The organism is Pseudomonas khorasanensis, assembly GCF_014268505.2.
Classification (GTDB): domain Bacteria; phylum Pseudomonadota; class Gammaproteobacteria; order Pseudomonadales; family Pseudomonadaceae; genus Aquipseudomonas; species Aquipseudomonas khorasanensis.
The window spans coordinates 232,573-243,315 of the sequence record NZ_JABWQP020000006.1 but is presented as its reverse complement, the minus strand read 5'-3'; the positions used below and the strand labels follow the sequence as shown (position 1 = coordinate 243,315).

Sequence of the window (10,743 nt, the reverse complement as noted above, 5' to 3'; positions counted from 1 at the left end):
GGACCTGATCATGCCGGTGATGGACGGTGTGGAGGCGACCCGGCGAATCATGGCCGAGACGCCGTGCGCGATCGTGATTGTTACGGTCGACCGTCAGCAGAACGTACATCGGGTGTTCGAAGCCATGGGCTACGGCGCTCTGGACGTGGTCGACACGCCGGCAATCGGTGCCGGCAATGCTCAGGAGGCTGCGGCGCCCCTGTTGCGCAAGATACTTAACATCGGCTGGCTGATCGGGGACAAGGCGCCGCGTTCGCGCCCTGCGCCAAGTGCGCCTCGCAGCTCACCGTCACGTCAGCGCCTGGTCGCTATCGGCTCGTCCGCAGGCGGACCGGCAGCGCTCGAGCTGTTGCTCAAAGGCCTGCCCAAGGATTTTTCGGCGGCGATTGTGCTGGTCCAGCACGTCGATCAGGTATTCGCCGCTGGCATGGCCGAATGGCTGGCCAGCGCCAGTGGCCTGGACGTGCGCCTGGCCCGCGAAGGCGAGCCGCCGCAAGCCGGCGCGGTGCTGCTGGCCGGCACCAACCACCATATTCGATTATTGAAAAACGGCACGCTCGCCTACACCGCCGAACCGGTCAACGAAATCTATCGTCCTTCGATCGATGTATTTTTCGAAAGTGTCGCCAGTTATTGGAACGGTGACGCGGTCGGGGTTTTGTTGACCGGAATGGGGCGCGATGGCGCCCAAGGGCTTAAGCTCATGCGCCAACAGGGGTATCTGACCATCGCGCAAGATCAGCAAAGCAGTGCGGTATATGGCATGCCCAAGGCCGCCGCGGCCATTGATGCCGCCGTGGAAATTCGCCCATTGGAAAGAATAGCGCCACGGCTGCTGGAGATTTTTCCTTGATGAACAGGTCAATTCGCAACCCCGGCTCCCGCAGCTCGCAGGTGACAGACCATGCATGATTTACAGATCGACGGTATCAAGACCGACGAAAACGCCGCGATGGTGTTGTTGGTGGATGATCAGGCGATGATCGGCGAAGCCGTGCGCCGTGGGCTGTCGAATGAAGAAAACATCGACTTCCACTTCTGCTCCGACCCCCATCAGGCCATCGCCCAGGCGGTACGGATCAAACCGACAGTGATCCTCCAGGATCTCGTAATGCCCGGCCTCGATGGCCTGAGCCTTGTGCGCGAATACCGCAATCACCCGGCAACCAAGGACATCCCGATCATCGTGCTCTCGACCAAGGAGGATCCGCTGATCAAGAGCGCGGCGTTCGCGGCCGGCGCAAACGATTATCTGGTCAAGCTGCCGGACACCATCGAACTGGTGGCGCGCATTCGTTACCACTCGCGCTCCTACATGACGCTGTTGCAGCGTGATGCGGCGTACCGCGCATTGCGGGTCAGCCAGCAGCAACTGTTGGACACCAATCTGGTGCTGCAGCGGTTGATGAACTCCGATGGTCTGACGGGGCTGTCCAATCGCCGTCACTTCGACGAATACCTGGAGCTCGAATGGCGCCGCTCCCTGCGGGATCAAACTCAATTGTCACTGCTGATGATCGATGTCGATTACTTCAAATCGTACAACGACAGTTTTGGTCACGTTGAAGGCGACGAAGCGTTGCGCAAGGTTGCCACGGCGATCCGTGACGCCAGTGCGCGGCCGTCGGACTTGCCGGCGCGCTATGGCGGTGAGGAGTTTGTGCTGGTCCTGCCGAACACCTCGCCGGGCGGCGCCCGGTTGTTGGCGGAGAAGCTGCGCCAGACCGTGGCGGCGCTGAAGATTCCACACAACACCCCGGCCGAAGGAGCGTACCTGACCATCAGCATCGGCCTGGCGACCATGGTGCCGCAGTCTGGGAGTGATTGTCGGCTGCTGATTTCGGCGGCGGATCGCGGTTTGTACCTGGCGAAGAACAACGGGCGTAATCAGGTGGGGATCGAATAGACCCGACGAACCCTGTAGGAGTGCCGAAGGCTGCGATCTTTTGATCTTTGAAAAAGCAAAGTCAACTGATCGCAGCCTCCGGCAGCTCCTACCGGGGAAATGTGTCAAGTGAATCGCCCCCACACCCGCCAGACGGGCTGCCGCGACAGGCTGTTTACGTTATACTCGCCGGCTTTCAAAAGTTCGCCAACGAGTGCTGCCCGTCATGGAAATCAACCCGATCCTGAACACCATCAAGGACCTGTCCGAGCGCTCCGAAACTATTCGGGGGTATCTTTGACTACGATCAAAAGCATGAGCGTCTGACCGAAGTCAATCGCGAGCTTGAAGATCCGAGTGTCTGGAACAAACCTGAGTACGCCCAGGAGTTGGGCCGCGAGCGTGCCGCGCTGGCGCAGATCGTCGACACCCTCGACGAACTGAACGGCGGTCTGGCCGATTGCCGCGACCTGCTGGAAATGGCCGTCGAAGAAAACGACGAAGGCGCAGTGGGCGATGTCGTCGCCGAGCTGGCCCGTCTCGAGGAAAATCTGGCCAAGCTGGAATTCCGCCGCATGTTCAGCCATGAAATGGACCCGAACAATGCCTACCTGGACATCCAGGCCGGTTCCGGCGGTACCGAAGCGCAGGACTGGGCCAACATCCTGCTGCGCATGTACCTGCGCTGGGCCGACAAACGCGGTTTCGACGCGACCATCATGGAACTGTCCGCCGGTGAAGTCGCCGGGATCAAGGGCGCGACCGTGCACATCAAGGGCGAATACGCCTTTGGCTGGCTGCGTACCGAGATCGGCGTGCACCGCCTGGTGCGCAAGAGCCCGTTCGACTCCGGCAACCGTCGCCACACCTCGTTCTCCGCCGTTTTCGTCTCGCCCGAGATCGATGACAAGGTGGAAATCGAAATCAACCCGGCAGACCTGCGCATTGACACCTATCGTTCCTCCGGTGCCGGTGGTCAGCACGTAAACACCACCGACTCGGCCGTACGTATCACCCACGTACCGACCAACACCGTGGTCAGCTGCCAGAACGAACGTTCCCAGCACGCCAACAAGGACACCGCCATGAAAATGCTGCGGGCCAAGTTGTACGAGCAGGAAATGCAGAAACGCAACGCCGCGTCGCAAGCGCTGGAAGACACCAAGTCCGATATCGGTTGGGGCCACCAGATCCGCTCTTATGTGCTCGATGCGTCGCGGATCAAGGATCTGCGCACCAACATCGAACGCAGCGATTGCGACAAGGTGCTCGACGGCGACATCGACGAGTACCTGGAAGCCAGCCTGAAATCGGGCCTGTAACAGACGCCAACACAGGATCGATCGATTCGATCCCTGTAGGAGCCAGCCCGCTGGCGATCCCCGGGCCGCAAGGTCCGGGGGCAACGAACCTGATTGGAATACATAAAGACATGAGCGACCAACAACTCGACCCGCAAGCCCTGCAACAGGAAGAAAACTCCCTGATCGCCCTGCGCAAGGAAAAGCTTGCTGCCGAGCGCGCCAAGGGCAACGCCTTCCCGAACGACTTCCGCCGCGACAACTACTGCGATGCCTTGCAGAAACAGTACGCGGACAAGACCAAGGAAGAGCTGGCAGAGGCTGCAATCCCGGTCAAGGTTGCCGGTCGCATCATGCTCAACCGTGGCTCGTTCATGGTGATCCAGGACATGACCGGTCGCATCCAGGTCTACGTCAACCGTAAAACCCTGTCCGAAGAAACTCTGGCCGCCGTTAAAACCTGGGACATGGGCGATATCATTGCCGCCGAAGGCACCCTGGCGCGTTCCGGCAAGGGCGACCTGTACGTTGAAATGACCAACGTGCGTCTGCTGACCAAGTCGCTGCGCCCGCTGCCGGACAAGCATCACGGCCTGACCGATACCGAGCAGCGCTATCGCCAGCGCTACGTCGATCTCATCGTCAACGAAGACGTGCGTCAGACGTTCCGCGTGCGTTCGCAAGTGATCGCGCACATCCGCAGCTTCCTGATGAAGCGCGACTTCCTCGAAGTCGAAACGCCGATGCTCCAGACCATCCCGGGCGGCGCCGCCGCCAAGCCGTTCGAAACCCACCACAACGCGCTGGACATGGAAATGTTCCTGCGTATCGCGCCAGAGCTGTACCTCAAGCGTCTGGTGGTCGGCGGTTTCGAGAAGGTCTTCGAGATCAACCGCAACTTCCGTAACGAAGGCGTCTCGACGCGTCACAACCCTGAATTCACCATGTTGGAGTTCTACCAGGCCTACGCCGACTACGAAGACAACATGGACCTGACCGAAGAGTTGTTTCGCGAGCTGGCGCAACTGGTGCTGGGCAGCACTGACGTGCCGTACGGCGACAAGGTGTTCCACTTCGGCGAGCCGTTCGTGCGTCTGTCGGTGTTCGATTCGATCCTCAAGTACAACCCTGAGCTGACCGCCGATGATCTGAACGACATCGACAAGGCGCGCGCCATTGCCAAGAAGGCCGGCGCCAAGGTGCTGGGCTTCGAAGGCCTGGGCAAGTTGCAGGTGATGATTTTCGAAGAACTGGTCGAGCACAAGCTGGAACAGCCGCACTTCATCACCCAGTATCCGTTCGAAGTGTCGCCGCTGGCCCGTCGTAACGACGAAAACCCGAACGTCACCGACCGTTTCGAGCTGTTCATCGGTGGCCGTGAAATCGCCAACGCCTATTCCGAGTTGAACGACGCCGAAGATCAGGCCGAGCGTTTCATGGCGCAGGTAGCTGACAAGGACGCCGGCGACGACGAAGCGATGCATTACGACGCTGACTTCGTGCGCGCGCTGGAATACGGCATGCCGCCAACGGCCGGCGAAGGCATCGGTATCGACCGTCTGGTGATGTTGCTGACCAACTCGCCGTCGATCCGCGATGTGATCCTGTTCCCGCACATGCGACCGCAAGCGTAAACGTTTCAGTTAAAAAGCCGCCTTAAAACAGGCGGCTTTTTATTGCCTGTCTGGTACAAATGTATCGATTGGTTAATTTGGGAATAGCAGAGGAAGTGCTGTCGTGATGGTTGCAATAGCTCAAGAAGGTGCAGCGGGTATCGCCACTGCGGTCGCTGAAAGTGTTCAGTACCAGGGTCGCAAGGCCAGCCGACAGGGCAGTGAGCAGCGTCGCCAGGACATTCTCGATGCGGCGATGCGCATTGTCGTGCGTGACGGCGTGCGCGCCGTGCGTCACCGTGCGGTTGCGGCGGAGGCCGGTGTACCGCTGTCGGCGACAACGTATTACTTCAAGGATATCGATGACCTGCTCACCGATACCTTCGCCCAGTACGTTGAACGCAGTGCGGCCTACATGGCCAAGTTGTGGATCAACAATGAAGGCCTGCTGCGCGACATGGTGGTCAGCGCCGATGGCAGTCCCGAATCGCGCTCGCAACTGGCCGACGATATCGCGCGGTTGATGGCCGATTACGTGCACCGGCAGTTGATCAATCGCCGCGAGCATCTGATGGCCGAGCAGGCGTTCCGCCAGGAAGCGCTGCTCAACCCGCGTCTGGCGATTCTGGTGCGCTCGCACCAGCAGATTCTGCTGCAGGGCACCTGCCAGTTATTTCAGGTGCTGGGCTCGCGTGAACCGCAGCAGGATGCCAAGGTGTTGACGGCGATTATCGGACGGATGGAATATCAGGGCCTGCTCAACGACGCCGAGCCCATGGCCGAAGAGGACATGCTCGGGATTCTGACGCGGTATATGCACCTGGTGCTGGCGTCGGTCTAGCGTTTCACGCTACACCTGTGGGAGCGAGCCGTTGATGATCGTTCCCTCGCTCCGCGTGGGAATGCATCCTGTGACGCTCTGCGTCACGCAGCAAAAAGGGACGCGGAGCGTCCCGGGCGACATTCCCACGCAGAGCGTGGGAACGATCAAAAGACTGAGTTTCAGCACGTCACGTTTTCTACAGGAGTTTCGGGTGGACGATTACCAGCAGACGATACGCATGTTGTCCGATCGCATTGTGCTGGCGCAGACACCGATCCGCGTGCTCGATGCGGTCAAGTGGGACGACAACGTGCGCAAGGGCTTTCTCAAGGCCAAAGGCAAGGAAATGCCGGCCGTCGATCGCGACTACTACCTCAACCGCCCGCTGTCCTTCGATTCGAGCCAGGTCAAACTGGAATTCCAGAACATCGAGCGTGACATCACCCGCCAGCTCGGTCAGTTCAACCCGGTCGGGCAGATCATGCGGCGCATGTGCAAGGAATACCGCATGGTGGTGCGCATGCTCGAAGCGCGCGGCACCGAGGATTTCGGCCTGATCTCGCAAGAACTCTACGGCGCGGCGTCCGATGCCTTTCATGCCGGTGACCCGACGTTGGCCGACCTGGGCCTGATGATGTCCGACTACCTGAACAACATCGACGGGCGCGGCGATCTGAAGGACGAGCCGAAAGTGCTGACCGCCAAAGACGCGGTGCACCTGCTGCAAACCCGGCTCAACAAAGTGTTCGGCGAGGCCGAAGAAACCATTCGCGTATTCGAGTCCGACGGCATCGTCGCAGACGCCGCAGCGGGCGCCGACTACATCAAGATCCGCACCGACGCGATGTTCAACGACCGCGACGTGCGCGCACTGGAAGTCCACGAAGGCCTGGTGCATGTCGGCACCACGCTCAACGGTCTGAATCAGCCGATCTGCACGTTTCTGTCCAAGGGCCCGCCCTCATCGACGGTGACTCAGGAAGGCCTGGCGATCCTCATGGAAATCATCACGTTCGCGTCCTATCCGAGTCGCCTGCGCAAGCTGACCAACCGCACTCGTGCGATTCATATGGTCGAGGAGGGCGCGGACTTTTTACAGGTCTACGAATTCTTCCGCGAGCAAGGTTTCGAGATGGCGGAGAGCTACGGCAACGCCAGCCGAGTGTTCCGTGGCTCGACGCCGACCGGTTTGCCATTCACCAAAGACTTGTCCTACCTCAAGGGCTTCATCATGGTTTACAACTATATTCAGTTGGCCGTGCGCAAGGGCAAGCTTGAGCAGATTCCGCTGTTGTTCTGTGGCAAGACCACGCTGGAAGACATGCGCACGCTGCGTCAGTTGGTCGACGAAGGTCTGGTGGTGGCGCCCAAATATCTGCCGGATCAGTTCCGCGATCTGAATGCGTTGTCGGCGTGGATGTGCTTCTCCAACTTCCTCAACCATTTGAGCCTGGACCGGATTGAGGCGGATTACTCCAATATCCTCTAGACCCAGCACCGAACCCCTTGTGGGAGCGAGCCTGCTCGCGAAGGCGGCTTCACCTTTAACATTGATGTTGGCTGATACACCGCTTTCGCGAGCAGGCTCGCTCCCACAGGTTTGATTCATGTTCAGTTCTCTTCTTTACGAGGTTTCACCGGATGAGAATCCTCGGCATCCTTTGCCTGCTTCTGACCCTCGGCGGTTGCAGTTCGCTGCTGTTCTATCCCGAACCGGGCCAGGTCTTTACCCCTGACAAAGCCAAACTCGAATACCGCACCGTCACGCTTTTGACCGCCGACGGCCTGAAACTCAACGCCTGGTGGCTGCCGGCCAAGCCCGGCGTCGAGGTAAAAGGCACTGTCCTGCATCTGCACGGCAACGGCGGCAATCTGCCGATGCACCTGGGCGGAAGCTGGTGGTTGCCGGAAAACGGCTATCAGGTTCTGCTGGTCGACTATCGCGGCTATGGCTTGTCCGAAGGCAAGCCGAGCCTGCCGGCGATTTATCAGGACATTGACGCCGCGTTCGCCTGGCTCGACAAGGCGCCCGAGGTCAAAGGCAAGCCGCTGGTGCTGCTCGGTCAAAGCCTTGGCGGCGCGATGGCGGTGCATTGGCTGGTACAGCATCCGGAGCGGCAAAAACAACTCAAGGCCCTGGTGCTCGATGGCGTGCCAGCCAGTTATCGCAGTGTCGGCCAGTTCGCCCTCAGCACTTCGTGGCTGACCTGGCCGTTGCAGGTGCCGCTGTCATGGCTGGTGCCCGACGGCGACAGCGCGATCAACTCGATGGCACAGCTTACCGGTGTGCCGAAGCTGATTTACCACAGCATCGACGATCCGCTGGTTCCCATGGCCAACGGCATTCGCCTTTATCAGGCCGCGCCTCCGCCCCGAGTCTTGCAGCTGACGCGCGGCGGCCATGTGCAAACTTTTGGCGATCCCGTCTGGCGGCAGGTGATGCTGCGCTATCTCGACGATCCCGAGCATTTCGACGGCCTGCGCCGCCTCGGCGAAATCCCCAATTATCCGCCCCCCCAGAATCCTGACGACGAGAGTCCGCAATGAGTGAAGAACGTAACGCCATCCCGCTGATCATCACCGGTATCTGCAGCATCCTCGGCACGGTCGGTGCGTTGTGGTTCTACGGCTACCTGCACTTCGCCAAACCCGAGGATGCGCTGCTGCTTAACGAATTCACTATGCTCAAGACCGTCCCCGGCGAGGACTACAAAATCTCGCTGACGCCCGCGCCGCAAGTCGCGCAGTGCATTGATGGCGTGCTGGTGTTGTTTGATACCGAGCAAAAAGGCTTGACCGGGGTGCTGATCAACGCGCAGAAAAAAGCGGTGCGGTGTATGGGCGAAGAGACTCCGCAGAAACTCGAGAAGTGATTCTGCAGGTTCAGCCCTCACCCTAACCCTCTCCCAGAGGGAGAGGGGACTGACCCAGGTGTTTGGTTAAGCTACGTCGACCTGATCCATTGCGCCGAACACAAGTTTTGAAAGCGACACAAATCGGCTCCCTCTCCCTCGGGAGAGGGCTGGGGTGAGGGGCTACGATGTCTGCTCCCACAAAAAAGCCCCGCCTGATCAACTCAGGCGGGGCTTTTGCGTTACCGGATGAAGCTTAGTTCGAGCTCACCGACGAGCGCGGTGCAACTGGCTGGTTGTCGTTGGAAATGGTCACTTCCACACGACGGTTCATCGCACGGCCCGAAACGCTGCCGTTATCAGCTACCGCGTATTCCTTGCCATAACCCTGAGCCACGATGCGTGCTGGATCGACGCCCATCTTGATCAGTGCCATCTGCACGGAAGTCGCGCGACGCTCGGACAGCGACTGGTTGTAGCTCGCGGTACCGGTGCTGTCGGTGTAACCCTCGACGATCACTTTGCGATCCGGGTTTTCCTGGAGGAACTGCGCCAGTTTATTGATGTTTGCCAGACCGGTGGGCTTCAGATCGGCCTTGTTGGTAGCGAACAGCACGTCACCGAAAGTCACCAGTGTGCCGCGATCGGTCTGCTTGGCGTTCAGGCTGTCCTGCAGCTGTTTGATCTGCTGGTCACGGGCATCCAGACGAGCTTGCGCACGTTGGGCAGCGGCGTCCTTCAGGTTGTTTTCGGCAGTGCGCAGGGCGATGGTCTGCTTGGCCACTTCCACGCGCTGGTTGGTCAGATAAGCCAGTTGATCAACCTTGGCGGCGTCTTCCTTGTCCAGATAAGCCTTGTCGGCCTTGTCCAGGAATTCACTGGCGTCCTTGGTTTCCAGGGCCGCGACTTTGCTCGCCTGCGGGTTGGCCTGCAGACCGGCGTAGTTGGTGCGTGCCTGTTCCAGGTTCGGGTTAGGCGGGGTGGAGCAGGCAGCCAGTGCAACACTTGCGGCGAGGAGAGCGGGGATCATCAGTTGCTTACGCATAATTTGTCGTCCTTTCTATCGATAAGAGTTTCAGCGTTGCGGTCGGGATGCGCGCTTACTGCACGGTGCGCTGACTTTCCTGACGCAGTTCCTGAACACCTTTCTGGGAATCCTTCACAGCCTGTTCGGCCTTGGCAGCCTGAGCCTTGCGTTCTGCGACGCGAGCGTCCCACTCGGCCTGTTCAGACAGGCGACGCGCCTCGTCATACTTCTTGTCGTGCATGGCGATTTCAGCTTGTTTCAGTTTGTCCTGCGCCTGCTTCATTTCCACCGCAGCGAATTCGGTACCGCCAGCGCTGACCGCACTGTTGACGGCCGATTGGGTCACCGCGTATTGCTCGGTCGGTGGATTGCCCGCGCAACCAGCCAGCACGAAGCTGGTGCCGATGGCCAGAGCGGCCAGTTTCAGACCGCGCAATTGGGAAAACGAGGTTTGGGTTTTCATGGTCTTCAACTCCATTAGGCATCTCCTGAAAATACAACTGAATCCATCCTGGCAGAGGAGCCGAAAGCATCGCTTGTTGACGCGAATTGAAACGCTCGTTCCAGGCGTGGTTACCTGTTCCGACCGGCGGCATTTTTGAAAAGTTCAGAAAAGATGGCCTATCGCCAAAAATTAAATTGACCGTTTGGACAAGGCTCTGGGACGGGAACTTTGGCGGGTGCAAGCGGTACGCGCGGGCGTTCTGAACCTCTCAAAAAACCCGCTTTCCGGACGGAACACGATCAGTGTGGGAGCGAGCCTGCTCGCGAATGCGGTGTGTCAGTCAGCGCAAATGCCGATTGTGAATCGGCAATCGCGAGCAGGCTCGCTCCCACTGTTTTGACCTGTGTCGTGTCAGTGCTTTTGCTTGTTTTCAACGGAAGAGAGGTCGTGCAAATGCCGCCGTGACAACGTCAGAAAACGCGGCGTCGGTCCGACGTCTTCGTACAGCGGATCACCTTCCTCATCCGTGGCAACCACCGTCGAACCCTTCACATACGGCAGGCTCGCTTCGAATTCTTCAAGCGCTGCACCAATCAATTCGCCGAGCAGTTCCTCGGGGTGCCGTTTGGGATACATCTCGGCGATCGCCGCCAGCCGCGCGGCGGCTTCCACATCCAGATGAATCGTGTAGCCGGTGTCGGTCAGGCGACCCTTGGCGTTTTCTTCCCAATGCTGGGCAAGTTCACGGATTTTCATAATGGCCTCATGTCGCACCTGCTCGTGGCAGGCTTGGGTGA

Annotated in this window: 11 protein-coding genes; 8 read left to right on the top strand and 3 right to left on the bottom strand. The window is 59.4% G+C overall.

The annotated features are described in order from the left end of the window. The 8 genes from HU727_RS16005 to HU727_RS15970 all read left to right on the top strand — a co-directional run. The coding region (locus HU727_RS16005; protein WP_217847133.1) for a chemotaxis response regulator protein-glutamate methylesterase at positions 1-853 on the top strand (853 nt) is incomplete at its 5' end. A gap of 51 nt (positions 854-904) precedes the next feature. Then, positions 905-1,906, top strand: a complete 1,002-nt coding sequence (locus HU727_RS16000; RefSeq protein WP_186533213.1) for a diguanylate cyclase domain-containing protein — start codon at positions 905-907, stop codon at positions 1,904-1,906. A gap of 205 nt (positions 1,907-2,111) precedes the next feature. Beyond that, positions 2,112-3,207, top strand: a protein-coding gene (gene prfB, locus HU727_RS15995) for a peptide chain release factor 2 (protein WP_116658289.1) whose coding sequence is annotated in 2 segments (ribosomal slippage) — positions 2,112-2,183 and positions 2,185-3,207 — 1,095 coding nt in all. Because the reading frame shifts where the segments join, the coding sequence is not laid out codon by codon here. 110 nt (positions 3,208-3,317) lie between these two features. After that, complete coding sequence (lysS, locus tag HU727_RS15990; RefSeq protein ID WP_126360565.1) at positions 3,318-4,820, top strand: lysine--tRNA ligase; 1,503 nt, start codon at positions 3,318-3,320, stop codon at positions 4,818-4,820. A gap of 106 nt (positions 4,821-4,926) precedes the next feature. Further along, entirely contained in the window at positions 4,927-5,640 is a 714-nt protein-coding gene (locus tag HU727_RS15985; protein WP_186533234.1) for a TetR/AcrR family transcriptional regulator, read from the top strand. 220 nt (positions 5,641-5,860) lie between these two features. Next, positions 5,861-7,111, top strand: a complete 1,251-nt coding sequence (locus HU727_RS15980; protein WP_186533233.1) for a flavohemoglobin expression-modulating QEGLA motif protein — start codon at positions 5,861-5,863, stop codon at positions 7,109-7,111. A gap of 152 nt (positions 7,112-7,263) precedes the next feature. Next, complete coding sequence (locus HU727_RS15975; protein WP_186533212.1) at positions 7,264-8,169, top strand: alpha/beta hydrolase; 906 nt, start codon at positions 7,264-7,266, stop codon at positions 8,167-8,169. Further along, positions 8,166-8,495, top strand: coding sequence for a PA3694 family proteiin (locus HU727_RS15970; protein WP_186533210.1), 330 nt, complete (start codon positions 8,166-8,168; stop codon positions 8,493-8,495). The genes HU727_RS15975 and HU727_RS15970 overlap by 4 nt, the downstream gene beginning before the upstream one ends. Before the next feature lie 235 nt (positions 8,496-8,730). Here HU727_RS15970 and lptF read toward each other — a convergent pair whose 3' ends face one another. From lptF to HU727_RS15955, 3 genes are all read right to left on the bottom strand, one after another. Beyond that, positions 8,731-9,519 carry a lipotoxin F family OmpA-related lipoprotein LptF gene (gene lptF / locus HU727_RS15965; RefSeq protein ID WP_186533208.1) on the bottom strand — a complete coding sequence of 263 codons (789 nt, stop codon included), beginning with the start codon at positions 9,517-9,519 and terminating at the stop codon, positions 8,731-8,733. A 55-nt stretch (positions 9,520-9,574) separates the two neighbouring features. After that, complete coding sequence (locus HU727_RS15960; protein ID WP_126360577.1) at positions 9,575-9,979, bottom strand: DUF4398 domain-containing protein; 405 nt, start codon at positions 9,977-9,979, stop codon at positions 9,575-9,577. Between the two features lie 378 nt (positions 9,980-10,357). After that, positions 10,358-10,702, bottom strand: coding sequence for a pilin assembly protein (locus HU727_RS15955; RefSeq protein WP_186533206.1), 345 nt, complete (start codon positions 10,700-10,702; stop codon positions 10,358-10,360). Positions 10,703-10,743 lie beyond the last annotated feature (41 nt).

Bases quoted from the DNA above. Each gene is read 5' to 3' on its own strand.
- HU727_RS16000 (WP_186533213.1), top strand. From the start codon at position 905: ATGCATGATTTACAGATCGACGGTATCAAGACCGACGAAAACGCCGCG.
- lysS (WP_126360565.1), top strand. From the start codon at position 3,318: ATGAGCGACCAACAACTCGACCCGCAAGCCCTGCAACAGGAAGAAAAC.
- HU727_RS15985 (WP_186533234.1), top strand. From the start codon at position 4,927: ATGGTTGCAATAGCTCAAGAAGGTGCAGCGGGTATCGCCACTGCGGTC.
- HU727_RS15980 (WP_186533233.1), top strand. From the start codon at position 5,861: ATGTTGTCCGATCGCATTGTGCTGGCGCAGACACCGATCCGCGTGCTC.
- HU727_RS15975 (WP_186533212.1), top strand. From the start codon at position 7,264: ATGAGAATCCTCGGCATCCTTTGCCTGCTTCTGACCCTCGGCGGTTGC.
- HU727_RS15970 (WP_186533210.1), top strand. From the start codon at position 8,166: ATGAGTGAAGAACGTAACGCCATCCCGCTGATCATCACCGGTATCTGC.
- lptF (WP_186533208.1), bottom strand. From the start codon at position 9,519: ATGCGTAAGCAACTGATGATCCCCGCTCTCCTCGCCGCAAGTGTTGCA.
- HU727_RS15960 (WP_126360577.1), bottom strand. From the start codon at position 9,979: ATGGAGTTGAAGACCATGAAAACCCAAACCTCGTTTTCCCAATTGCGC.
- HU727_RS15955 (WP_186533206.1), bottom strand. From the start codon at position 10,702: ATGAAAATCCGTGAACTTGCCCAGCATTGGGAAGAAAACGCCAAGGGT.